Here is a 24,835-nt window from a genome sequence, read left to right on the forward strand (position 1 = left end):
CCCGACCTCCCACAGAGGCCGGGGCTTGTTTTTTTGTACCTGTCGCGCCTTCCCAAAAAAGCCTGATCCGTTGATCGACCCGCTAAGCAGTGCCCGCCTCCCGATGTTAAACTTGAGCCATTCATTCATTTTGGTGCGCATCTTCACTGATGCCGCACAGGGAACCTGGCATGCAACCCTCTTATGGCCGACTGGTAAAGCGTGCTGCGCTCGGCGCGACCATTCTTGCGTCTGTGCTGTTGCTCGTGAAAATTTTTGCCTGGTGGTACACCGGTTCGGTGAGTTTACTGGCCTCTCTGGTGGATTCACTGGTGGATATCGCCGCCTCGCTAACCAATCTGCTGGTGGTGCGTTATGCACTGCAGCCCGCTGACGAAGATCATACTTTCGGGCACGGCAAAGCGGAGTCGCTGGCAGCGCTGGCGCAAAGTATGTTTATTTCCGGGTCGGCGCTGTTTCTGTTTCTGACCGGCCTGCAGCATCTGGCGACGCCCAATGAGTTGCGGGCGCCCGGCGTCGGTATTGTAGTGACCGTGGTGGCGCTGAGCTCAACGCTGGTGCTGGTGGCCTTTCAGCGCTGGGTGGTTCGTAAAACCCGCAGCCAGGCGATCAGGGCTGACATGCTGCACTATCAGTCCGACGTCATCATGAATGGCGCTATTTTGGTTGCGCTGGTGCTGAGCAGCTATGGCTTTGCCCGGGCGGATGCCCTGTTTGCGCTGGGCATTGGTATTTTTATTCTCTACAGCGCACTGCGTATGGGCTACGAGGCGGTTCAGTCATTGCTGGATCGCGCGTTACCGGAAGAGGAACGGCAGCAAATCCTGACGCTTGCGACAAACTGGCCGCAGGTGCAGGGCGTTCACGATCTGCGAACCCGTCAGTCCGGGCCGACCAAATTTATTCAGCTGCATCTGGAACTGGAAGATCAGCTGCCACTGGTGCAGGCGCATCGGGTAGCCGATCAGGTTGAGAAGGCGTTACGCAAAGAATTTCCCGGGTCAGACGTAATTATCCATCAGGATCCCTGTTCTGTGGTACCGTTCGAGAGAGAGGATTCTTTAGGTTTTTAACTTAAATGAATCAAATCGATACGGCAGGGATGACGTAACGCTAACATTGCTGCAAAAAATAGTGAAAAGTTGTCTGACCTGAATCAATTCAGCAGCAAGCCTTTGATATACTATCTGCCATCACGTGTCGCGCGAGTCGTAAAATGAGCTTCAGCAGCGATCGACAGGCAGGATTAACCCTTAGTTTTGAACAATCCAGAGGTTGTCATGATCAAAAAAATTGGTGTATTAACCAGCGGCGGTGACGCCCCAGGCATGAACGCAGCTATTCGTGGCGTGGTGCGTTCCGCGCTGAGTGAAGGACTGGAAGTTTTTGGGATCTATGACGGTTACCTGGGATTGTACGAAGATCGCATGATCAATCTTGATCGCTACAGCGTTTCCGACATGATTAACCGCGGCGGCACTTTCCTGGGCTCAGCACGCTTCCCTGAATTCCGTAATGAAGATGTGCGTCAGGTTGCCATTGAGAACATGAAAAAGCGCGGCATTGATGCGCTGGTTGTTATTGGTGGTGACGGTTCCTACATGGGGGCTAAGCGCCTGACTGAAATGGGCTTCCCGTGCATTGGTCTGCCAGGCACCATCGATAACGACGTTGCCGGAACGGATTACACTATCGGTTATTTCACTGCGCTGGAAACTGTGGTTGAAGCGATTGACCGCCTGCGTGATACCTCTTCATCGCATCAGCGTATTTCGATTGTGGAAGTGATGGGTCGCTACTGTGGCGATCTGACACTGGCGGCCGCCATTGCGGGTGGCTGTGAGTTCATCGTACTGCCTGAGTTCCCGTATACTCGTGAAGAGCTGGTAGCGGAAATCAAAGCGGGCATCGCCAAAGGTAAAAAGCACGCTATCGTGGCGATTACTGAGCACATCTGCGATATCGACGATCTGGCGCGTTTCATCGAAACAGAAACCAAGCGTGAAACCCGTTCTACCGTTCTGGGCCACATTCAGCGTGGCGGTGCACCTTGTGCGTATGACCGTATTCTGGCCTCACGCATGGGGGCCTACTCCATTGAACTGCTGATGCAGGGTTACGGCGGCCGTTGCGTGGGTATTCAGAACGAGAAGATGGTGCATCACGACATCGTCGACGCCATTGAAAATATGAAGCGTCCGTTCAAACGCGACTGGCTCGACACCGCGAAAAAACTCTATTAATTCCTCTTCGGGGTGTGCGACCTGGCGCGCCCCGGCACCCCGCCTCTATATTCCCCATGGTTATAACAGCTTATTTTTAATTCTTTTAGCTCTGTATTGGTTTATGTCACGCTTAGCCCATAACGACATTGGGAGAGTGCGTAATGAACAAGTGGAGTATCGGCGTTACCCTGTTGCTGGCCTCAACCAGCGTTCTGGCGAAAGACATTCAGCTGTTAAACGTTTCCTACGATCCAACGCGTGAGCTTTACGAACAGTACAACAAAGCGTTCAGTGCGCACTACAAACAGGAAACCGGCGATAATGTCGTGGTCCGTCAGTCGCATGGCGGTTCCGGTAAGCAGGCGACCTCCGTGATTAACGGCATTCGGGCGGATGTGGTCACACTGGCGTTGCAATCGGATGTTGATGCCATTGCAGAACGCGGTCGTATTGATAAAAACTGGATTCAGCGTCTGCCGGACAACTCTGCGCCCTACACCTCGACCATTGTCTTCCTGGTTCGTAAAGATAACCCTAAAGGCATCCATGACTGGAGCGACCTGACGAAGCCAGGCGTATCTGTTATCACCCCTAACCCGAAAACGTCCGGCGGCGCACGCTGGAACTATCTGGCGGCCTGGGGCTGGGCGCTGGATCATAACAACGGCGATCAGGCTAAAGCGCTGGCTTACGTCAGAGCGCTGTTTAAAAACGTTGAAGTGCAGGATTCCGGCGCACGCGGCGCAACCAACACCTTCGTTGAGCGCGGGATTGGTGATGTGCTGATCGCCTGGGAAAACGAAGCCTATCTGGCGGTTAACAAGCTGGGCAAAGACAAGTTCGAGATTGTCACTCCGAGCGAATCGATTCTGGCGGAACCGACCGTGTCGGTGGTCGATAAAGTGGTAGATGAAAAGGGGACGCGTAAGGTCGCCGACGCTTATCTGAAATACCTCTACTCGCCAGAAGGCCAGACTATCGCTGCACAGAACTACTACCGTCCGCGTGATGCTGAAGTCGCGAAGAAATTCGCCAGCACCTTTGCGCCAGTGAAGCTGTTTACCATTCAGGACAAGTTTGGTGGCTGGACACAGGCTCAGAAAGCCCACTTCGCCGATGGCGGCAGCTATGACCAGGTCATGAAACCGTAATGCGCTGCGGTCAGCGCATCCCTGTGCTGACCGCTTATCTCCCACAACCACGCCTTTTCTCCTTCTCCGCCCAGCCGCTGGGTTATCTGCCAGAATTCCCCGTGACATTTTTTTCTCGCCAGGCGAGGATGCAGGCTGCTAAGCCATTCAGGAAGCGTTGTTATGCCGACACATCGTCGTGCAACCCGCCTGGTTGCGGTTCTGCTGGTACTGGTCATTGCGGGGATGCTGGCTGCCGCACTGCATTTCAAAAAGAACAGTGATGCGTTGTGGCAGATCGTCAGCGAGAAATGTCTGCCTCACCAGCAGAGTAGTGGAGAACCTGCGCCCTGTCAGCGCGTCGATCAGCGGCATCGCTATGCCATGCTGAAAGATATGCACGGGCCGTTGCAGTATCTGCTGATCCCGATCGACAGGATCACCGGCATCGAAAGCCCGGGGTTACTGCAATCCGCTACGCCCAACTACTTTGCCCTTGCCTGGAATGAGCGGACTCTGCTTGCGCAGCGACACGGCTCACCTATTGATGATCGGGTCCTGTCACTGGCTATCAATTCACAGTATGGCCGCACGCAGAACCAGCTCCATATTCATATCTCCTGCCTGCGACCCGATGTGCGTCAGCAGCTTGATCAGCTGACGCCGCAGCTTAACGGGCGGTGGCAGAGTATCACGCTGCGTAAGCACCGCTACTGGCTGCGTGCATTGACCCCGGACGAGCTGACCCGGCAGAGTGCGTTTATCCGACTGGCCGATGAGCGGCCAGAGGCACGCAGTGAGATGGGGAAATATGGGCTGGCACTGGCTGAATTAAGTGATGGACGACTGGTGCTGATGGCGATAGAGCGAAACTGGCTGCTGCTGAACAGCGGTTCGGCGGAGGAGGTACAGGATCACGCCTGTCAGCTGATAGCGCCCATAAAAAAGGCGGCTTAAGCCGCCTTTAATCGGTATGTTTACTGCTTAGGCGCTTTTTGCAGCCGCAGCAGCTTTAACGATCACAGCGAAAGCGTCCGCTTTCAGTGAAGCACCGCCAACCAGCGCGCCATCGATGTCAGGCTGGGTGAAGAGCTCAGCCGCATTTTTATCGTTAACTGAGCCGCCGTACTGGATGATGACCTGTTCTGCGATAGCCGCATCTTTCTTCGCGATATGGTCACGAATGAATTTGTGAACGGCCTGAGCCTGAGCAGGGGTGGCAGATTTGCCGGTACCGATGGCCCAGACTGGCTCATAAGCGATGACCGCATCTTTAAACGCTTCTGCGCCCTGACTTTCCAGAACGGCATCCAGCTGACGAGCGCAGACTTCTTCGGTTTTACCCGCTTCGTTTTCCGCTTCGGTTTCACCAATGCACAGCACCGGTACCAGGCCCACTGACTTCAGCACTGCGTATTTCTTCGCGATGAATTCGTCGCTCTCTTTGTGGTAAGTGCGGCGCTCTGAGTGACCGATAATGATATATTTCGCGCCGATATCTTTCAGCATCTCTGCGGAAACTTCACCGGTAAACGCACCAGACAGGTTAACGTCTACGTTCTGCGCACCCAGTGCGATGTGGCTACCGGAGATGGCGTGTTTTGCCTGCTCGAGATAGAGAGCTGGCGGTGCAATGGCGACGCCACAACCCTCAACGCCAGACAGTTCCTTGCGCAGACCGGCGATCAGTTCAGCTGTGATCTGCTTGCTGCCATTCAACTTCCAGTTACCCATAACCAGTGGATGTCGCATTCTATCCTCCGCATAAAGCGATACATGAAAAATCGCTGCCAGCTGGCAGCGTTGTCTGCCAGACAGTATAGAGATCAAATGTAGCGATGGCTTTGCTTTTCGTCATTTTCGGCCTCATCATCAGGGGCTGGCGAGCGCCAGTTTGACCGGCTCAACGGCGAAGGTCAGCCCCTTGTCGCCGTTGTCAGCCACCACAAAACGCAACGCGCCCTCGACCTGCGCAAAGTAGGGTAAATCCTTACCTTGCTTCAGCAAACCCTCCAGCTTTTTACGTCCCTCATCGGCGCTCAGTCCCGGTACAAAGAAGCGCAACATGGCGGTCATGTAGGCCAGCGCTTTTTGCTGTGAGGCGTTCTGATCCGGGCCTGGCAACGGTAGCCAGGTAATCTGCAGCGTCTTAATTTTGCCGGTACCAGGCTCCAGCGCGGTAGACGCATAGAGGGTCTCGTTGATTTTGCTGGCGGCGCGCGTCAGGGTGCTTTTGTCGCCCCGATTATCAATGGCGCGATATTCCGGCAGCATCAGCGCCCCGTTGGCCTGATTATACTTTTCGCGGAACTGGCCGATAGTCATATCAAAGGTGGGGGCGCCCGCCAGCAGATAGGGGGCGGTGGGCAACGCATCGGTCCGTTCCTGCGGTGGCGGATCGGCGGCAAAGACCGGAACCGTCAGCGCAAACGATAACAGCAGTGCGCCAGGCAAATTCTTCATTTTGTCGATCCTAACCCGTAAACTCAGGCGCAAATTAAAACGGTTTTTATCCGCAAGGTCAAAACCGCAGCGGTTCTCTTCTCTCTGGATGATAATGCATGACGTTACAACAATGGTGTTTTTCCTGGCGCGGCCGGCTGGGACGACGTGATTTCTGGATCTGGCAGGCGGTCTGGTTGCTGACAACAACCCTGTTATTCGCGTTAGCGGCTAACGACTGGCTTGATACTCAGATGGCGGCCTTTGGCGTGGTCTGCCTGCTGTGGCCCGCCAGCGCGGTTATCGTTAAACGGTTGCACGATCGTAATCGCCGCGGCTACTGGGGATTTCTGGTGATTGTTGCCTGGCTGCTGGTGGCAGGGAACTGGAGCATGCTGGACGGCATACTGCCCTGGCTGTTGGGTCGCGCCATTCCGTTTGTGTTACTGGCTGGCCTGCTGCTCGATCTCGGTCTCTTTCGCGGTACCCCCGGCGCTAACCGGTTTGGTACCGCGACTCAGCCGGTGAGATACCGGCAAACGGCTCACCAGTAATGTTCGCTGGTGATATGGCCCGGCTTACGCTTCAGGTGCTTGCGCATCTCGCGCGTCTCTTTCAGTAATTGCTGGGTGTCACGCACCATCTGCGGGTTGCCGCACAGCATCACATGGCTGCTGTCGGCATCCAGGCTTAACCCGGTGGCGCGCTCCAGCTCACCGTTTTCGATCAACGCCGGGACCCGGCCAGTCAGCGAACCGGCGATCTCTTCGCGACTCACCACCGTCTGGATGTGCAGCTTGCCTTGATAATGTTGTTGCAGCTGCTGCATCAGCGGCAAAAAGCTCAGATCGGCCGCATAGCGTGCAGCATGGACCAGCACGAGGTTTTCAAAGCGATCCAGCCCTTCGCCCTGCTGTAGCATCGACAGGTAGGGGCCAATAGCGGTGCCGGTTGCCAGCATCCATAAGGTTTTGCATTCAGGGACCTCATCCAGCACAAAGAATCCTGCCGCTTCTTTGGTGACCATCACCTGATCGCCAGGCCGAAGTGCCTGCAGATGCGGACTCAGTTTGCCCTCTGGCACGGTGACCAGGTAAAACTCCAGCAGATCATCTTTCGGCGCATTGACGTAAGAGTAAGCGCGCTGTACCCGCTCACCGTCGATTTCCAGTGCCAGCTTGGCAAATTGCCCGGCGATAAAGGGATCGATGGGCGCTTTTACCCGGAGACTGAACAGCGCATCCGTCCAGTTTTTCACTTCCTTTACTTCAGCATTGACCCACTCAGCCATAATCACTCCCTGGTTGTTGATTATTCAGGCAGGTCACTATTTTCGCGGCTGCCCGGTGAGATTGCCAGCCTGCGCCGGGGCAAAGGCTCTAATCGACAAACTGTTACTTTGTCTTTACAGGCTGGCCCATAAACTTGACAGGCGCAAGCCGGGACCTTTTCGCTTACCTCTCGCTTTGTCATCTAATCCTGATATTTTGCCCGCCATAACAAGATGACTGGCGGGTGAACCGCTGTTTTAACCTCCTTTCACAGAAAGAAATTTTGCATAATCATGATGACTAAACTCGAAAATCGCCCGCTGCTGGTGATGCTCATTGTGCTGGTGGCAGTAGGGCAGATGGCACAGACTATCTACGTCCCGGCGATGTCGGTGATGGCGGATGCTCTGAATGTGCGGGATGGCGCGCTGCAGCGTGTGATGGCGGCCTATCTGATGACCTATGGCGGATCCCAGCTGATCTATGGCCCGCTGTCAGACAGCATCGGTCGTCGTCCGGTGATTCTGGCGGGCATGATGATCTTTATGATCGGCGCAATCACGGCACTGATGGCGACGTCGCTCGATATGCTGGTGTTCGGCAGCGCTGTTCAGGGACTGGGCACCGGCGTAGCTGGCGTGATGGCCCGCACCATGCCGCGCGATCTCTACGAGGGGCACGCACTGCGCCGCGCTAACAGCCTGCTTAATATGGGCATTCTGGTCAGCCCGCTGCTGGCGCCGGTGATTGGTGCACTGCTGACGCAGCTCTTTGGCTGGCACGCCTGCTTTGCCTTTCTGCTGCTGCTCTGTCTGGCGGTAACCGTTTCAATGGCACGCTGGCTGCCGGAGACCCGACCGCAGAGTGCGGAAGTGACCCCTTTCTTTAAACGCTACGCCCGCCTGCTCAGTGACGCGAATTTCGTTCGCTACATTGTGCTGCTGATTGGCGCGCTGGCCGGGATTGCGGTATTTGAGTCGAGCTGTGGCGTTCTGCTGGGCGGCGTGCTCGGCCTGCATAGCCTGACCGTCAGCATCCTGTTCATCCTGCCGATTCCGGCAGCATTTTTTGGTGCCTGGTTTGCCGGTCGCGAGCAGGGTTCATGGCACAGTCTGATGTGGTGGGGCGTAAATAGCTGCCTGCTGGCGGGCATCCTGATGTGGATCCCGGCGTGGTTCGGCGTGATGAATATCTGGACGCTGCTGGTTCCGGCTGCGCTGTTCTTCTTTGGGGCTGGCATGCTGTTCCCGCTGGCGACTTCAGGCGCGATGGAGCCTTATGCCTGGCTGGCGGGTAGCGCGGGCGCGCTGATTGGCGGGATGCAGAACCTGGGATCGGGCCTGGTGGCGTGGTTGTCAGCCATGATGCCGCAGCGCGATCAGTTCAGCCTTGGCATGCTGATGTTCTTCACTGCGCTGGTGATGCTGCTCTGCTGGTTGCCGCTCTCACGTCAGCCGGAGCGCGGCAACCAGCCGGTTACAGGATAAAGGGATGGAGCGCCGGATCTTTACGGTCGAGATAGTGAATCGACTGAATACGGCGGATGGTGCGTGATTTACCGCGAATCAGCAGGGTCTCGCTGGTGGCGATATTGCCCTGACGCGTAATGCCTTTCAGTAGTTCGCCACTGGTAATGCCGGTGGCGGCAAACACCACGTTGTCATTGCGTGCCATCTCATTCAGCGTCAGCCTTTTGCCCGCTTCAATCCCCATCTCCGCGCAGCGCTGCAGCTCCTGCTCACCCAGCAGACGGTTTTCAGCGCTGTCGCCTTTCACGTGGTGACGCGCCAGTAAACGGCCCTGCATATCCCCATCCAGCGCGCGGATCACCGCTGCAGAGACCACGCCTTCCGGCGCGCCGCCGATGCCATACATCACATCCACTTCGCTGTCCGGCATGCAGGTCAGAATGGAGGCGGCGACATCGCCATCCGGGAAGGTAAACACCCGCACGCCCAGCTGCTGCAACTGGCCGATCACTGCGTCATGACGTGGCTTTGCCAGAATCGATACGGTTAGCTGTGATAGCGGCTTATTCATCGCGATGGCGATGTTACGCAGGTTGGTTTCCAGCGGCAGGTCAAGATCGATCTCTCCACGCGCAGCGGGGCCAACAATCAGTTTTTCCATGTACATGTCGGGTGCGTGCAGAAAGCTGCCCTTATCGCCCACGGCCATCACCGCCAGCGCATTAGCCTGGCCAAGCGCCGTCATGCGGGTGCCTTCAATCGGATCGACCGCAATGTCGACCGCATCGCCGCGGCCGGTACCGACTTTTTCACCGATATAGAGCATCGGAGCTTCGTCGATTTCGCCTTCACCGATCACAATCTGACCGTCGATTTCAATGGAGTTCAGGACATGACGCATGGCATGGACAGCCGCGCCGTCAGCCGCATTTTTGTCGCCGCGTCCTAACCAGTGATAGCCTGCCAGGGCGGCAGCTTCGGTTACGCGGGAAAATTCAATGGCAAGTTCTCGTTTCATGGCATCTACCTGACAAAAAACAGGCAGGCAGTGTAACACAGCGGGGCAGTGGGGCGGGGAAAAGGCCCGCGACAGCAACGGTCGCGGGCATTGATATTACTCTTGTTCTTCCCACGCCTGGGCGCGGGCTACGGCTTTTTTCCAGCCAGCATAACGGAAGTTACGCTCGGTGGTTTCCAGGCTTGGACGGAATTCACGCTCAATAACCGCTTTAGAGCGGACTTCATCCAGATCCTGCCAGAAGCCAACAGCCAGACCTGCCAGATAAGCAGAACCCAGCGCGGTGACTTCACGCACTTCCGGACGCTCAACACGGGTGCCGAGGATGTCCGACTGGAACTGCATCAGGAAGTTGTTGGAAACCGCACCACCATCGACACGCAGCGCCTGCAGGCGGGTGTTGGCATCGTTCTGCATCGCTTCCAGCACGTCGCGCGTCTGATAAGCGATAGACTCCAGCGTCGCACGGATGATGTGGTTAGCATTAGCACCACGGGTCAGGCCGAAGATAGCACCACGGGCATACGGGTCCCAGTAAGGGGCGCCCAGACCGGTGAAAGCAGGCACCATGTAAACGCCGTTGGTGTCTTTCACTTTCATCGCAAAGTATTCAGAGTCAGCAGCTTCACTGATCAGCTTCATCTCATCGCGCAGCCACTGAATAGAGGCGCCACCGATAAACACAGCCCCTTCCAGTGCATAGTTCACTTCACCGCGCGGGCCACAGGCGATAGTGGTCAGCAGGCCGTGCGTTGAAGTTACCGCTTCAGTACCGGTGTTCATCAGCATAAAGCAGCCGGTGCCGTAGGTGTTTTTCGCCATGCCAGGCTGAACACAGAGCTGGCCATACAGCGCAGCCTGCTGGTCACCGGCAATACCGGCGATTGGAATACGTGTACCGCCTTTACCGCCGATGTTGGTCTGACCATAGACTTCAGAAGAGGACTTCACTTCTGGCAGCATTTCACGCGGGATATCCAGGATATCCAGCATACGCTGATCCCACTCCAGCTTATGGATGTTAAACATCATGGTACGGGAGGCGTTGGTATAGTCGGTGATATGCACGCGGCCCTGGGTCATTTTCCAGACCAGCCAGGTATCAACGGTACCAAACAGCAACTCGCCGCGTTTTGCACGCTCACGAGAGCCTTCAACGTGATCCAGGATCCACTTCACTTTGGTTCCGGAGAAGTAAGGGTTAATCACCAGACCGGTGGTGTGCTGGATATACTCTTCCAGACCCTCTTTCTTCAGTTTGTGACAGTAGTCGGCGGTGCGGGGATCCTGCCAGACGATGGCGTTGTAGATCGGCTTACCGGTCTCTTTTTCCCAGACGATAGCGGTTTCGCGCTGGTTGGTGATACCGATTGCCGCAATCTCATCAGAGCGGATGTCGGCATGGGCCAGCACTTCAACCAGCGTTGAGCTTTGTGAAGCCCAGATATCCATTGGATCATGTTCAACCCAGCCCGCTTTCGGGTAGATCTGGGTGAATTCGCGCTGCGATACCGCGACGATATTAGAGTCGTGGTCGAGAATGACGGCGCGGGAGCTGGTTGTGCCCTGATCGAGCGCGACAATATATTTTTTATCTGTGGTAGTCATAAATTCTGTCCTGATGATAAAAGGTGAAACTTACGCTTTACGCTGCTGAGCGCGTGCAACCGGTTTGTCTGCTGGAACGCTTGCAGGTTCCTGGGCGGTACCTGGCAGGTAGCGACCAATCAGTGTGCGATAACCTACTGCACCCAGGCAGGCACCGACCAGCGGGCCAAAAATCGGCACGAGGAAGTAAGGGATGTCACGACCACCGGTAAAGGCAACGTTACCCCAGCCTGCCAGCCATGCGAAGATCTTCGGTCCGAAATCACGAGCCGGGTTAAGGGCGAAGCCGGTCAGAGGACCCATGGAGCCACCGATAACCGCAACAAGCAGGCCAATCAGCAGTGGAGCCAGTGGGCCACGTGGAATGCCGTTGCCGTCATCCGTCAGACCCATAATGACCGCCATTAATACTGCAGTGATGACCATCTCAACCAGGAAGGCCTGGCCGACACCGATATGTGGATTAGGGTAGGTTGAGAAGATGCCTGCCAGGTCGAGACTTTCAACCGTGCCGCGCACCATCTGGTGGCTCTGCTCATAATCAAAAAACAGGCTGTAGTAGAGACCGTATACCAGCGCCGCGGCACAGAAGGCACCGGCAATCTGCGATACGATATAAGGCAGAACTTTACGTCCTTCAAAATTAGCAAACAGGCAGAGTGCAACGGTAATTGCCGGGTTCAGGTGCGCGCCCGAAATGCCTGCGGTGAGGTAGGCGGCCATGGAAACGCCAAGACCCCAGATGATGCAGATCTCCCACTGACCGAAGGCGGCACCGGCGAGTTTCAGTGCAGCCACACAGCCTGCGCCAAAGAAAATAATCAAGCCTGTCCCCAGAAATTCGGCAATACACTGACCTTTGAGCGTGTTAGTTGTCTGACTCATAATAGTGGTTCCTGAAGCGAGGTTAAATTTTATCAGTTTTTGTTCTCATTCCATGAGGCACCCAGCTTTAATGTAGGGCTGGTGTGAATTTATCGTTAACGAACATAAACGAGAAATAGCGAAATCGTTTTTTGTGTACTGCGTCATAAAAATGCGCGTTTTCGCGTATTCTGGCTTTCCTTAGCCAATATTCGCGCCTGATGACGGGGATAACGCACCCGTACCAGAAAGCCGTCGCAGTAAGCGCAGCGTAAATTCAGGGATTGGCTGAAAAGTGTTACAGACTACGCCCGCAGCGGCCGCGTTGCTGGACTTGCGGGGTGAGGCTACATACAATCGGGACAACGTTGCTGGCTTAAGCTGGCATCATCAACGCCTTGCAGGAATTTAGGAGAGGTCAGAAAGATGTCATTTGAAGTGTTTGAGAAACTGGAAGCGAAAGTACAGCAGGCGATTGATACCATCACCCTGTTGCAGATGGAAATCGAAGAGCTGAAAGAGCAGAACAACTCACTGCGTAACGATGCGCAACAAGTCGCGGGCAACCACGATGCGCTGATGCGTGAAAATCAGCACCTGAAAGAAGAGCAACACGTGTGGCAGGAACGTCTGCGTGCATTGCTGGGAAAAATGGAAGAGGTTTGAAGCCTCAGCTGATGTGAAAAACGGGTGCTCAGGCACCCGTTTTCATGTCTGGCCTATTCGAGGTCCAGCGCATCCTCTGACAGAATGATACCGGTGTTGTCTGCATAGAGATGGTCGCCGGAGAAGAAGGTGACGCCGCCGAAATTAACGCGCACATCGCTTTCGCCAATCCCTTCACCCGCAGCGCCTGCCGGAATCGCGGCAATCGCCTGAATGCCAATCTCCAGCTCTTCCAGCTCATCAACCTGGCGTACCGAACCGTAAATCACCAGACCTTCCCACTCGTTGGTTGCCGCCAGACGTGCCAGCTGCGCATCCACCAGTGCACGGCGCACTGAGCCGCCGCCATCAATCACCAGTACCCGACCCCGGCCATTCTCTTCCAGCAGATCGTAAAGTAAGCCGTTGTCTTCAAAGCATTTCACTGTGGTAATCTGACCACCGAATGAAGTGCGCCCACCAAAATTTGAAAAAAGCGGTTCAACAACATTCACTTCTTCATGGTAGATATCGCAGAGTTCAGATGTATCGTATTTCATAAGGGTTTCGTCTGTTTGCCACAGGAAGGGTAAGTATATCGCTATATGCAGATTGTTGGCAAAATCATCAGTATGAAAAAAGCATCGTTCGATCAAGAACATGCATAAAAAAGCCCAGCCGGGTGGGCTGGGCTTCTGAAAAGCGCTGAATCAGTGGATCAGAGAATGAAGCGGCTAAGGTCTTCGTCAGCCACCAGTTCATCCAGATGTTTACCGACATAGTCAGCATCGATGGTAACGGATTCACCATGACGATCGCTGGCGTCATACGAAATATCTTCCATCAGACGCTCCAGCACAGTATGCAGACGGCGCGCACCGATGTTTTCGGTGGTTTCGTTGACCTGCCATGCGGCTTCAGCGATCCGGCGAATACCCTCTTCGGTGAACTCAATGTTCACGCCCTCGGTATTCATCAGCGCTTTGTACTGCACGGTAATCGAGGCATTTGGCTCGGTCAGGATGCGCTGGAAATCGTTCACGGTCAGCGCCTGCAGCTCAACACGGATGGGCAGACGACCCTGCAGTTCCGGGATCAGATCGGATGGGCTGGCAACCTGGAACGCGCCTGAGGCGATAAACAGAATGTGGTCTGTTTTCACCATACCATGCTTGGTGGAGACGGTGCAGCCTTCCACCAGCGGCAGCAGGTCGCGCTGAACGCCTTCGCGTGAGACATCCGGGCCGCCGGCATTCTGGCCGCCGCGCTTACAGATTTTGTCGATCTCATCGATAAACACGATACCGTGCTGCTCAACGGCATCAATGGCGTCCTGCTTAAGCTCTTCCGGGTTAACCAGTTTGGCCGCTTCTTCTTCGATCAGCAGCTTCATCGCTTCTTTGATCTTCAGCTTGCGGGCTTTCTGCTTCTGGCCGCCGAGGTTCTGGAACATCGACTGCAGCTGGCTGGTCATCTCTTCCATGCCCGGAGGGGCCATGATTTCGACGCCAGGGCTGCTGGCGGCCAGGTCGATCTCAATCTCTTTATCGTCCAGCTGGCCTTCGCGCAGCTTTTTGCGGAACGACTGGCGTGCTGCAGAGGGTTCAGCGCTCTGCTCTGACTGGCCCCAGTTGTTTTTTGCTGGTGGAATCAGCACATCAAGAATGCGCTCTTCCGCCATCTCTTCGGCACGATATTTGTTCTTTTCAATCGCCTGACTGCGCACCATCTTAATGGCCGAATCGGTCAGGTCACGAATGATAGAGTCCACTTCCTTACCGACATAACCGACTTCGGTAAATTTGGTCGCCTCTACTTTGATAAACGGCGCATTGGCCAGCTTAGCCAGACGACGCGCGATTTCGGTTTTACCGACACCGGTCGGACCGATCATCAGGATATTTTTAGGGGTCACTTCATGGCGCAGCTCTTCGTCGAGCTGCATGCGGCGCCAGCGGTTACGCAGTGCAATAGCCACGGCGCGCTTAGCGCTGTCCTGGCCGATGATAAAGCGGTTCAGTTCGCTGACGATTTCGCGAGGAGTCATCTCAGACATATTTATACCCTTACGACTTAGACGTTAATTCTTCGAAATTAACGTTGTGGTTAGTGTAGATGCAGATATCACCCGCGATATTCAGCGACTTTTCGACGATGTCGCGTGCGCCCATCTCGGTATTCTCCAGCAGCGCACGTGCCGCTGCCTGGGCGAAAGGCCCACCGGAGCCGATGGCGATCAGATCGTTTTCAGGCTGGATGACGTCACCGTTACCGCTGATGATCAGTGAAGCTGATTCATCTGCGACGGCCAGTAAGGCTTCAAGGCGACGCAGCATACGGTCAGTACGCCAGTCTTTAGCCAGTTCCACAGCAGCTTTCACCAGATGGCCCTGATGCATTTCCAGTTTACGTTCGAAAAGTTCAAACAGGGTGAAGGCGTCTGCGGTGCCGCCAGCAAATCCGGCAATCACTTTATCGTTGTATAAACGACGCACTTTTTTAACGTTGCCTTTCATCACGGTATTGCCGAGCGTAGCCTGGCCATCACCGCCAATCACTACCTGGCCGTTGCGTCGTACACTTACTATTGTTGTCACGGGCAGACCCCTTGTTGCAGTCGGAAAAGGACTCCGCGCACCGGGCGCGGAGTATCATGCAACAGATATGGGGCGGGTTTGACGGGTTTCAACCCCCGACGGAGAGCGGAATACAGCTGGAGTGTCCGGAACTGCGCAGGCGCTTCAGGGTGCTGTCAGCGGAGGCGCGGTCTTTATAAGGACCGATAACCACACGATTCCAGCCGCCACCGGTGGTAATACGGCTTTCAAATCCTTCAAAGGCTAAGCCTGCGCGCACCGATTCAGCCTGGTCAGTGCCCTTAAACGAACCACACTGCACCATCCAGCGCTGCGAAGAGGCTTTCTCCGCCGGTTTCGCTTTCGCGGTCTCCTGCGGTTTTGGCTGCACTTCCGGTTCACGCGTAACAGGTGCTGGCTGCGTCTGGCGCTGTACGTTTTGCTGCTGCTGCTGCTGCTGCTGCTGCTGACGTTGCTGTTGTTGTAATTGCTGCTGCTGCTGACGTTGCTGTTGTTGTAATTGCTGCTGTTGCTGGCGCTGTTGTTGTTGCTGCAACTGCTGCTGGCGTTGCTGTTGCTGCTGAGCCTGCAACTGCTGACGTTGCTGCTGAACCTGTTGCTGCTGCTGTTGTTGCTGAACCTGCTGCTGCTGACGCTGCAGTTGTTGCAACTGCTGCTGATGCTGCAGTGTCTGCTGACGTTGCGCCGGCGTCTGTTCGTTCCACGGCACTTCGTTGAGCTGCGTCGGCTGCTGACGCATATCCGCCTGCATCTGCTCCAGCAACTGGCGCTGCTCGTCGGTCAGCTGTGTCTGCGACTTCACTTCGCCACCCGAAGAGGGTTCGATAGGTGTCGGCACAGTGACCTGACGGTTCTCCAGCTCTTTAATATATTTCCAGCGCTCTTCTGGCTTCGGCGGCAGGCCATTGCCGTTGGCTTTATGATCCGTAATGACCGGCACGTCCTCTTTTTTGTGATGCGCCAGGAACCATAAACCACCGGCAAAGGTCACCAACACTGCGACCGCCAGTACAATCATCAATTTAGATGTTCCCGAACCGCCTTTGCTCTTCTTGCCACGGCTGGGGCTTTTTTTGCGACGCGTCCCTGTTGAACGCCCGCGGCCTACGTAATCTTTTTGTGCCACTCTCGTTCTTATACCCTTCAAAAATAGTGCCAGATGGGCGAAATGATGATTTTTACGCGCCCGGCAAGGAGTCCGCCATGTTACTTAAGGGTCGGAACTTTGACCAGCAGTGTTCGCCTTAAGAATCTACTGAAAAAATCAGACAAATACGCTTATTTTTCACGCTTTTTTGCTCGCGCCGTGCTGCCACGAATGGTTAAACCGGCATCCAGCAGCCGCGATCCGCTGATGACCCGTTTGCCATTTAACTCATCCAGTAGCAGAAGCATCGCTTCCCGGCCTATCTGGTAACGTGGCTGCGTGACCGTGGTCAGCGGCGGCTCGCAGTAACGTGATAGCTCAATGTCATCGAAGCCGACCACAGAGAGGTCCTCCGGTATCCGCAGTCCGCAGCGCCGGGCCTGATTCATCGCCCCAAGTGCCATAATATCGCTGTGGCAGAAGAGCGCGCGCGGCGGTTGCGGCAGGGTCATCAGCTGATTCATGGCGGCAACGCCCGCTTCAAATGTGAAGTCACCGCGCACAATATAGGTGGGATCGACCGTCAGCCCGCTGCGACGCATCGCCTGGACATACCCCTGCAAACGATACTGGCAGAGCGGCATCTCTTCCGGCCCGGCGATACAGGCGATATGTGTGTGACCCAACTGCAGTAAATGATTTACCGCTTCAAATGCGGCGGTCAGGTTATCAATGTGGACAGTGGGCAGTGACATTTCCGGCGCAAACTCATTCGCCATTACCATAGGCGGCAAGTTGCGTTGCTCATCAATGCTGGCATCAAAAGGCAACTTTGAGCCGAGCAGCACCATGCCATCGATCTGTCGCGTCACCATCAGGTTAAGAAAAGTTCTCTCCTGCTGATTCTGATGCGCGCAGTCACCAATCAGCACCAGATAGCCCTCTTCGGCTGCCGTAACTTCAACGCCTCGGATGATTTCACTAAAGAAGGGATCGCAGATGTCAGGGACAATGACCAGGATGGTACGCGTCTCATTACGACGGGCGTTGCGCGTGGGGCCATGTGCCGCGTAGCCGACGGCGGCAACCGCCTGCTCGACTTTCTGGCGGGTGGCCGCAGAAACCTTCTCCGGATTCATCAGCGCACGCGATACGGTGGCGGTTGAGACGCCCGCATGCTCCGCAACATCTTTCATCGTGGCGGCGGGCGGTTGTTGATTCTGCTCCAACACATGCTCCTGACGCGTTATGGCGCGTTCAATTCTGTTTCTGCCTGACCTGAAGGCAAACCGGGCAACATTGTTAACGATTGCCCGGCTGGTTGTTACTTAATTTGCATAAAAATTGTGACTTATGCGACATTTTTCGATCTGGCTCGCAGTGTCAGCTTAAATCAGCTCTCGGTAGGGTCGATATCCAGCGTCCATTTCACTTTGCGCGCCGCGGGCAGTGTTGAAACCAGCGGCAACGAACTGCTCAGCAACTGTTGCAGACGCTGCCGGGAAGGATGCTGCAGCAGCAGTTGCCAGCGCCAGCGTCCACTGCGTTTTGGCTGCAGTGCAGGCAACGGACCCATAAACCACATCGCCTTATCGTTCAGCGGGCTTGCCTCCAGCAAATTACGGAGTTGTTGCAGGAATTCCGCCGCCTGCTGGTTATCCATATCTTCAGCGCGGAACAGCGCATGGCGGCTCCAGGGCGGCAGATGGACTGCCTGTCGCTCCAGTAAGGCCTGCTGGGCGAACGCTGAATAGCCCTGGTGCAACAGCGTCTGCAGCAGCGGATGTTCCGGATGGTGAGTCTGCAGCAACACCTCGCCCTGTTTGCCGGCACGGCCAGCACGACCGGCGACCTGGGTGTAGAGCTGAGCGAAGCGTTCCGCCGCACGAAAATCGGCTGAGAACAGCGCACCATCGACATCCAGCAGCGACACCAGCGTAACATCGGGGAAGTGGTGGCCTTTGGCCAGCATCTGGGTGCCGACAAGGATTCGTGCGCCGCCGCGATGAACGTCAGCCAGATGCTGCTCCAGCGCACCTTTGCGGCTGGTGGTATCACGATCGATTCGCGACACCGGCACGCCAGGGAAAAGTGTGCCGAGCTGCTGCTCCAGTTGCTCAGTCCCGACGCCTACCGGTAGCAAATGGGTTGAACCACACTGCGGGCATTGATTAGGCAGCGGACGCTGGCTGTCGCAATGGTGGCAGCGTAGCTGGCGATGGTGCTGATGCAGCGTGTAGTAGCGGTCACAGCGGGTACACTCAGCAATCCAGCCGCAATCATGACAGAGCAGGGCGGGCGAAAAGCCGCGGCGGTTAAGAAACAGCAGCACCTGATTATCGGCCTGCAGATGCTGGCGCATTTTACCAATCAGGCCCGGTGCCAGACCGCCGATCAGCTGCACACCTTTTAAGTCGATAAGCTGTTGCAGTGCCGGTCTGGCATTGCCGGCGCGTTTTGTCAGGTCGAGCTGGCGATACTTGCCGCTGCGGACATTGTGCAGTGTCTCCAGAGCGGGGGTCGCCGATCCCATAACAATCGGGATATCCTCTTCATGTGCGCGGAAGACGGCCAGATCGCGCGCCTGATAGCGCCAGCCTTCCTGCTGTTTATAGGAGCTGTCATGCTCTTCATCGATAATAATTACGCCAGGACGGGCCAGTGGCGTAAACAGCGCCGATCGGGTGCCAATCACAATCGCCGTTTCGCCGCGCCGCGCACGTAACCAGACCGCCAGCCGCTCACTGTCATTTAATGCGGAGTGCAGCACATCAATGGGCGCATCAAAACGTTCGCGAAAACGGGCGATAGTTTGCGGGGTCAGGCCAATCTCCGGTACCAGCACCAGCGCCTGTTTACCGCGTGCCAGCACATTTTCCAGCACGCTGAGATAAACCTCGGTTTTGCCTGAACCCGTGATGCCCGCCAGCAGCCAGGCTGCATAATGTTCATCATCTGCCCGAATCGCACCCACGGCCATCGCCTGATCGGTATTCAGCCGCAGACGTTCGCCTTTTACGGCATAAGTGGTACGCCAGTCGTGCATCTGCGGCTGATGCTCATGCAGTTCGCATAACCCTTTGGCGCGCAGCGCCTGCAGCGTCGCATCCGTGAGGTCATGTTCACTGACCTGATGACGATAGAGCGGTTGCTGCCGCAGTGCAGCCAGCGCCTGCTGCTGTTTCGGTGCCCGCTTTAAACTCTCCGGCGCAGTCGCCCGACCCTGCTCGGTGATTTCCCAGCGCCATAAGGGATTGTCCTGCGCCGCTTTGCCCTGACGCAGCAGTACCGGAATAGCATGACTCAGTACCTCTCCCTGCGGCGAATGATAATAGCTGGCGGCCCAGTTAAGGATGCGCCACAGCGAGGGCGGATAGAGGGATTCACTATCCAGTACCTCGATCACGCGCTTGAGTTGTGCTTCCGGCAGATCGCTGCTGTCACGAAAGGCGACCACAATCCCGATCATCCTGCGATTGCCAAAGGGCACACTCACGCGACCACCAATGACCGGCTGCGCGCCCTGTGGCGGCAGATAATCAAACAGGCGGGGCAAGGGGACGGGCAGGGCGACCTGGACTACGGGCATAACTCTCTCTTTCCGGCTCAATGATCGGGGAAGCTAGTGTACACGCTGACCCTGATGGCGGGTATCTCAGCAGATATTTGCAGCAATCGAAACTTACCTGTATAATATGCCGCCTTCGGTGAGAAATATCTGGCCGGAGTACACCCTATAATGTTCAATCGCGTGTGGTGCTGTGCAGGTTAAAGCCTGGCACGGAGAGCGACACGGCCTTCAATGAGGTTTCCCATGAAACAAGGTATTCACCCGAAATACGAAGCAGTTACTATCAAATGTACCTGCGGCAACGAGATCCACACCCGTTCAACACTGACTCACGAACTGAACCTGGACGTTTGTGGCAAATGCCACCCGTTCTATACCGGTAAGCAGCGTGAAGTGGCAACTGGTGGCCGTGTTGACCGCTTTAACAAGCGTTTCAGCGTGCCAGGCGCTAAAAAATAAGATTAAAAGGCACCTGAACCTGCGGGTTCGGCGGCAAGAAAAAACCCAGCTTCGGCTGGGTTTTTTTATGGCTGAAAGATCAATACTCCCAGGTATCCGGATCGACACCCATCTGGCGCATGATTGCTTTTGCTTCTTCCGGAATCTCATCACTACGCTCTTTGCGCAGGTCGACGTCATCCGGCAGCGGTTGGCCCGTAAAGGCATGTAAAAAGGCTTCGCAAAGCAGCTCGCTGTTGGTGGCGTGACGCAGGTTGTTCACCTGACGACGGGTACGCTCATCCGTTAAAATCTTCAGCACGCTCAATGGGATAGATACTGTGATCTTCTTGACCTGCTCGCTCTTCTTACCGTGCTCAGCGTACGGGCTGATATATTCGCCGTTCCATTCAGCCATGGGTTACCTTAATTAATAAACGTTAAATGTTAGGAAATCAGCGGATTATGCCTGATTTTTTCCTGCCTGACCCCTGATATGGCGGGTTTTCTTCGCTCACTGCCTCTGTCTCACAGAGGGGAACGCCAGGCGATGACGCATAATTTTAGCGGTTATTGCGGTTTTGCTCAATCTATACGCAAAGACATTTAGATGTCCAGATGTATTGACGTCTAATTAGAGGGTGATATCCTGTGGCCTACATTTTATTCACTCTTCAGGAACAATTCGCTCATGACGCGTAAACCGGCAACCATCGCAGTGCGCAGCGGTTTGAATGATGACGAGCAATATGGCTGCGTTGTCCCGCCAATCCACCTCTCTACCACCTATAACTTCCTGGATTTCAATGAGCCTCGTGCGCATGACTACTCCCGTCGTGGCAACCCCACTCGTGATGTCGTACAGCGTACGCTGGCAGAACTGGAAGGGGGAGCGGGCGCGGTATTAACCAATACCGGGATGTCGGCGATTCACCTGGTCACGACGGTGTTTCTGAAGCCTGGCGATCTGCTGGTCGCGCCACATGACTGTTATGGCGGCAGCTATCGGCTGTTTGACAGCCTGAGTAAGCGCGGCGCCTATCGGGTGAAATTTGTCGACCAGGGTGATCCGGTAGCGCTGCAGGCCGCTCTGGATGAAAACCCAAAACTGGTGCTGATTGAAAGCCCCAGCAATCCGCTGCTGCGCGTGGTAGATATCAGCGCGATTTGCGCCGCTACGCGTGCTGCGGGTGCCATCAGCGTGGTGGACAACACCTTTATGAGTCCGGCGCTGCAGAATCCTCTGGCGCTGGGTGCGGACCTGGTGATCCACTCCTGTACCAAATACCTCAATGGCCACTCCGATGTCGTGGCGGGCGCGGTCATCGCCAAAGATCCGCAACTCGCTACCGACCTGGCCTGGTGGGCAAATAACATTGGTGTGACAGGAGCAGCGTTTGACAGTTATCTGCTGCTGCGCGGGATTCGTACGCTTTCACCGCGGATTGCAGCCGCACAACGCAACGCACTCGCGATTGTAGAGTATCTGAAGCAGCAGAAACTGGTGAAAAAGTTGTATCATCCTTCGCTGCCGGAAAACGCCGGACACGAACATGCTGTACGTCAGCAGCGCGGCTTTGGCGCGATGCTGAGTTTCGAGGTCGACGGTGATGAGGCGCTACTGCGTCGCTTCCTGAAAGCACTGCAGCTATTTACGCTGGCGGAATCGCTGGGCGGAGTAGAGAGTCTGATCTCCCATACCGCCACCATGACGCACGCGGGGATGTCGGCAGAAGCACGCGCGGCAGCGGGCATTTCCGATACGCTGCTGCGGGTTTCTGTCGGTATTGAAGATCACGAAGATTTAATTGCCGATCTGGATAATGCATTCCGGGTCGCAGCCGAGGGTTAAGCATGACGATTTCAGCAGGCGCGGGAACGCCGAACATCAGGCAGTTGCATAAGTTTGGCGGCAGCAGCCTGGCCGATGCGCGCTGCTATCAGCGCGTTGCCGGTATTATGGCGGACTACAGCCAGCCGGGCGACCTGATGGTGGTCTCTGCGGCAGGCTCAACCACCAACCAGCTGATTAGCTGGCTGAAGCTGAGCCAGAGCGATCGGCTCTCTGCGCATCAGGTGCAACAGGCCTTACGGCGCTACCAGAGCGAACTGATCAGTGCGCTGCTGCCTGCTGAGGTCGCAGAACCTTTAATCACCGCGTTTATCCGTGATCTGGAAAAGCTCGCCGCACTGCTGGATGCGCCGATCACCGATGCGGTCTATGCCGAAGTGGTCGGTCACGGTGAAGTCTGGTCGGCACGCCTGATGTCAGCGGTACTGAGCCAGCGTGACCTTCAGGCCTGCTGGCTGGATGCGCGTGAGTTTCTGCGCGCTGAACGTGCCGCACAACCGCAGGTAGATGAAGGGAAGTCCTGGCCACTGCTACAGACTCTACTGGCGCAGCATCCGCACAAGCGCATCGTGGTGACCGGATTTATCAGCCGCAACGACGCCGGTGAAACCGTCCTGCTTGGCCGTAACGGTTCCGACTATTCTGCCACGCAGATTGGCGCACTGGCGGGTGTCGGGCGGGTGACCATCTGGAGCGATGTGGCGGGTGTCTACAGTGCCGATCCCCGCAAAGTCTCTGATGCCTGTCTGCTGCCGCTGTTAAGGCTGGATGAAGCCAGCGAGCTGGCGCGCCTGGCGGCACCGGTTCTCCATACCCGTACTCTGCAGCCGGTTTCAGGCAGCGATATCGACCTGCAACTGCGCTGCAGTTATCAGCCGGAGCAGGGCTCAACCCGCATTGAGCGCGTGCTGGCCTCCGGGACGGGCGCGCGTATCGTCACCAGCCATGATGATGTTTGCCTGATTGAGATTCAGCTGCCAGAGCAGCATGACTTCGCCATCCTGCACAAAGAGATCGACCTGTTGCTGAAGCGCGCGCAGCTGCGTCCGCTGGCGTTTGGCGTTCATCCCGATCGTCAATTGCTGCAGCTCTGTTACACCGCCGAAGTGGTAAACAGCGCCTTTACGCTGCTACAGGATGCCGGTTTACCGGGCCATCTGCAGCTGCGCGACGGCCTGGCGCTGGTGGCGCTGGTTGGCGCAGGCGTTACCCGCAATCCGCTGCATACCCATCGCTTCTGGCAGCAGTTAAAGGATCAGCCAATTGAGTTCATCTGGCAGTCAGAAGAGCACATCAGCGTGGTCGCAGTGCTGCGCGTCGGCCCGACTCAGCATCTGATTCAGGGATTGCATCAGTCGCTGTTCCGGGCAGAAAAGCGCATCGGTCTGATGCTGTTTGGCAAAGGCAATATCGGTTCACGCTGGCTGGAGCTGTTTGCCCGCGATCAGGAAACGCTGTCAGCGCGGACCGGCTTTGAATTTGTGCTGGCGGGCGTCGCGGACAGCCGTCGCAGCCTGCTGAGCTATGAAGGGCTGGAAGCCAGCCGGGCACTCGCCTTCTTTGATGATGAAGCGGTAGAGCGCGATGAAGAGTCGCTGTTCCTGTGGATGCGTGCTCACCCGTTTGATGACCTGGTGGTGCTGGATGTCACTGCCAGCACACCGCTGGCGCAGCAGTATCTCGACTTCGCCAGTCACGGTTTTCACGTTATCAGCGCCAATAAGGTCGCGGGAGCGTCTGACAGTCAGACCTGGCGCCAGATCCGCGATGCCTTTACCAAAACCGGACGTCACTGGCTCTATAACGCCACCGTTGGCGCAGGTCTGCCGATCAACTATACGGTGCGCGATCTGCGCGACAGCGGCGATACCATCCTGGCGATCAGCGGGATCTTCTCCGGCACGTTGTCGTGGCTGTTCCTGCAGTTTGATGGCACGGTGCCCTTTACCGAGCTGGTGGATCAGGCCTGGCAGCAGGGTTTAACCGAGCCCGACCCGCGCGCCGATCTCTCGGGTCAGGATGTGATGCGCAAGCTGGTTATCCTGGCGCGTGAGGCAGGCTACAACATCGAGCCGGATCAGGTGCGGGTGGAATCGCTGGTGCCCAGTAACTGTCAGCAGGGATCTGTCGACCACTTCTTTGAAAATGGCGAAGAGCTGAATGAGCAGATGCTGCAGCGGCTCGAAGCGGCGCAGGAGATGGACCTGGTGCTGCGTTACGTTGCCCGGTTTGATGCTAACGGCAAGGCGCGCGTGGGTGTTGAAGCGGTGCGTCCGGAACATCCGCTGGCCTCACTGCTGCCGTGCGACAACGTCTTTGCGATTGAGAGCCGCTGGTACCGCGATAATCCGCTGGTGATCCGCGGACCGGGCGCAGGCCGGGATGTCACCGCAGGCGCTATCCAGTCAGATATTAATCGCCTCGCACAACTGCTGTAACTCCTCCTCCTCAGGCGCTTCGGCGCCTGTTTTCAATGCGTTATCGCTCCCCTGTTGAATCTCCTTCATGTTGATTGAAAATTGATCACGACTGTCGACCATTTTTAAGTTGACGGCACAGTCAGATTACGTCATTTTGAACATCTGGACGTCTAAACGTGTAGATGTTCACAGGCCGAT

The 24,835-nt window shown here is 56.0% G+C and carries 23 protein-coding genes; 10 read left to right on the plus strand and 13 right to left on the minus strand.

Going from position 1 to position 24,835, the window contains the following annotated elements:
- The first annotated feature begins 170 nt into the window (after positions 1–170).
- The 4 genes from fieF (at position 171) to OK412_RS18325 (ending at position 4,312) form a co-directional block, all read left to right on the plus strand.
- On the plus strand, positions 171–1,073 hold the full coding sequence (gene fieF, locus OK412_RS18310; RefSeq protein ID WP_010258208.1) for a CDF family cation-efflux transporter FieF: 903 nt from the start codon (positions 171–173) through the stop codon (positions 1,071–1,073).
- Positions 1,074–1,280: 207 nt separating this feature from the next.
- Positions 1,281–2,243: a 6-phosphofructokinase gene (pfkA, locus tag OK412_RS18315; RefSeq protein ID WP_003851263.1), complete on the plus strand. Its 963-nt coding sequence runs from the start codon at positions 1,281–1,283 to the stop codon at positions 2,241–2,243.
- Between the two features lie 143 nt (positions 2,244–2,386).
- Complete coding sequence (locus OK412_RS18320; RefSeq protein WP_010258203.1) at positions 2,387–3,376, plus strand: sulfate ABC transporter substrate-binding protein; 990 nt, start codon at positions 2,387–2,389, stop codon at positions 3,374–3,376.
- 162 nt (positions 3,377–3,538) lie between these two features.
- Complete coding sequence (locus OK412_RS18325; RefSeq protein ID WP_033759213.1) at positions 3,539–4,312, plus strand: CDP-diacylglycerol diphosphatase; 774 nt, start codon at positions 3,539–3,541, stop codon at positions 4,310–4,312.
- A 27-nt stretch (positions 4,313–4,339) separates the two neighbouring features.
- Here the strand turns inward: OK412_RS18325 and tpiA are convergent, their stop codons facing one another.
- Both tpiA and OK412_RS18335 read right to left on the minus strand, forming a co-directional pair.
- Entirely contained in the window at positions 4,340–5,107 is a 768-nt protein-coding gene (gene tpiA, locus OK412_RS18330) for a triose-phosphate isomerase (protein ID WP_033759211.1), read from the minus strand.
- Positions 5,108–5,227: 120 nt separating this feature from the next.
- A complete protein-coding gene (locus OK412_RS18335; RefSeq protein WP_033759209.1) occupies positions 5,228–5,818 on the minus strand; it encodes a DUF1454 family protein in 591 nt (196 codons plus the stop codon).
- Positions 5,819–5,916: 98 nt separating this feature from the next.
- Between OK412_RS18335 and OK412_RS18340 the strand changes: the two genes are divergently transcribed.
- Positions 5,917–6,351 carry a DUF805 domain-containing protein gene (locus OK412_RS18340; protein WP_010258192.1) on the plus strand — a complete coding sequence of 145 codons (435 nt, stop codon included), beginning with the start codon at positions 5,917–5,919 and terminating at the stop codon, positions 6,349–6,351.
- Here OK412_RS18340 and fpr read toward each other — a convergent pair.
- Entirely contained in the window at positions 6,342–7,088 is a 747-nt protein-coding gene (gene fpr / locus OK412_RS18345; protein ID WP_264353418.1) for a ferredoxin--NADP(+) reductase, read from the minus strand. The two genes, OK412_RS18340 and fpr, sit on opposite strands and share 10 nt — an antisense overlap.
- A gap of 273 nt (positions 7,089–7,361) precedes the next feature.
- On the opposite strand from fpr, the gene emrD reads away from it, so the two are divergent.
- Positions 7,362–8,555 (plus strand): multidrug efflux MFS transporter EmrD, encoded by a 1,194-nt coding sequence (gene emrD / locus OK412_RS18350; protein WP_022624918.1) that lies wholly within the window; start codon positions 7,362–7,364, stop codon positions 8,553–8,555.
- On the opposite strand, the gene glpX is transcribed toward emrD, so the two are convergent.
- From glpX to OK412_RS18365, 3 genes are all read right to left on the minus strand, one after another.
- Positions 8,545–9,555 carry a class II fructose-bisphosphatase gene (glpX, locus tag OK412_RS18355; protein ID WP_264353419.1) on the minus strand — a complete coding sequence of 337 codons (1,011 nt, stop codon included), beginning with the start codon at positions 9,553–9,555 and terminating at the stop codon, positions 8,545–8,547. The two genes, emrD and glpX, sit on opposite strands and share 11 nt — an antisense overlap.
- 96 nt (positions 9,556–9,651) lie before the next feature.
- Positions 9,652–11,163 carry a glycerol kinase GlpK gene (gene glpK, locus OK412_RS18360; RefSeq protein ID WP_010258184.1) on the minus strand — a complete coding sequence of 504 codons (1,512 nt, stop codon included), beginning with the start codon at positions 11,161–11,163 and terminating at the stop codon, positions 9,652–9,654.
- 30 nt (positions 11,164–11,193) lie between these two features.
- Positions 11,194–12,048: an MIP/aquaporin family protein gene (locus tag OK412_RS18365; RefSeq protein ID WP_010258182.1), complete on the minus strand. Its 855-nt coding sequence runs from the start codon at positions 12,046–12,048 to the stop codon at positions 11,194–11,196.
- A 405-nt stretch (positions 12,049–12,453) separates the two neighbouring features.
- Here OK412_RS18365 and zapB point away from each other — a divergent pair, with 405 nt between their 5' ends.
- Positions 12,454–12,693 carry a cell division protein ZapB gene (zapB, locus tag OK412_RS18370; protein ID WP_003851242.1) on the plus strand — a complete coding sequence of 80 codons (240 nt, stop codon included), beginning with the start codon at positions 12,454–12,456 and terminating at the stop codon, positions 12,691–12,693.
- A gap of 53 nt (positions 12,694–12,746) precedes the next feature.
- Here the strand turns inward: zapB and rraA are convergent, their stop codons facing one another.
- From rraA to priA, 6 genes are all read right to left on the minus strand, one after another.
- A complete protein-coding gene (gene rraA / locus OK412_RS18375) occupies positions 12,747–13,232 on the minus strand; it encodes a ribonuclease E activity regulator RraA (protein ID WP_009088032.1) in 486 nt (161 codons plus the stop codon).
- Between the two features lie 158 nt (positions 13,233–13,390).
- Complete coding sequence (hslU, locus tag OK412_RS18380; protein WP_031591847.1) at positions 13,391–14,728, minus strand: HslU--HslV peptidase ATPase subunit; 1,338 nt, start codon at positions 14,726–14,728, stop codon at positions 13,391–13,393.
- 10 nt (positions 14,729–14,738) lie between these two features.
- Entirely contained in the window at positions 14,739–15,269 is a 531-nt protein-coding gene (hslV, locus tag OK412_RS18385; protein WP_010258174.1) for an ATP-dependent protease subunit HslV, read from the minus strand.
- 88 nt (positions 15,270–15,357) lie between these two features.
- A complete protein-coding gene (gene ftsN, locus OK412_RS18390) occupies positions 15,358–16,395 on the minus strand; it encodes a cell division protein FtsN (protein ID WP_264353420.1) in 1,038 nt (345 codons plus the stop codon).
- Between the two features lie 152 nt (positions 16,396–16,547).
- Positions 16,548–17,585: a DNA-binding transcriptional regulator CytR gene (gene cytR, locus OK412_RS18395; protein ID WP_010672069.1), complete on the minus strand. Its 1,038-nt coding sequence runs from the start codon at positions 17,583–17,585 to the stop codon at positions 16,548–16,550.
- A gap of 164 nt (positions 17,586–17,749) precedes the next feature.
- A complete protein-coding gene (gene priA, locus OK412_RS18400) occupies positions 17,750–19,945 on the minus strand; it encodes a primosomal protein N' (protein ID WP_250328053.1) in 2,196 nt (731 codons plus the stop codon).
- 225 nt (positions 19,946–20,170) lie between these two features.
- Here priA and rpmE point away from each other — a divergent pair, with 225 nt between their 5' ends.
- Positions 20,171–20,386 carry a 50S ribosomal protein L31 gene (rpmE, locus tag OK412_RS18405; protein ID WP_003851227.1) on the plus strand — a complete coding sequence of 72 codons (216 nt, stop codon included), beginning with the start codon at positions 20,171–20,173 and terminating at the stop codon, positions 20,384–20,386.
- Between the two features lie 79 nt (positions 20,387–20,465).
- Here rpmE and metJ read toward each other — a convergent pair whose 3' ends face one another.
- Positions 20,466–20,783, minus strand: a complete 318-nt coding sequence (gene metJ, locus OK412_RS18410; protein ID WP_009088019.1) for a met regulon transcriptional regulator MetJ — start codon at positions 20,781–20,783, stop codon at positions 20,466–20,468.
- A 273-nt stretch (positions 20,784–21,056) separates the two neighbouring features.
- Between metJ and metB the strand changes: the two genes are divergently transcribed.
- Positions 21,057–22,217 (plus strand): cystathionine gamma-synthase, encoded by a 1,161-nt coding sequence (gene metB, locus OK412_RS18415; RefSeq protein ID WP_182505218.1) that lies wholly within the window; start codon positions 21,057–21,059, stop codon positions 22,215–22,217.
- 2 nt (positions 22,218–22,219) lie between these two features.
- On the plus strand, positions 22,220–24,655 hold the full coding sequence (locus OK412_RS18420) for a bifunctional aspartate kinase/homoserine dehydrogenase II (protein WP_010258152.1): 2,436 nt from the start codon (positions 22,220–22,222) through the stop codon (positions 24,653–24,655).
- Positions 24,656–24,835 lie beyond the last annotated feature (180 nt).

The sequence above is a fragment of the Pantoea sp. JV6 genome (assembly GCF_025910055.1).
Classification (GTDB): Bacteria; Pseudomonadota; Gammaproteobacteria; order Enterobacterales; family Enterobacteriaceae; genus Pantoea; species Pantoea agglomerans.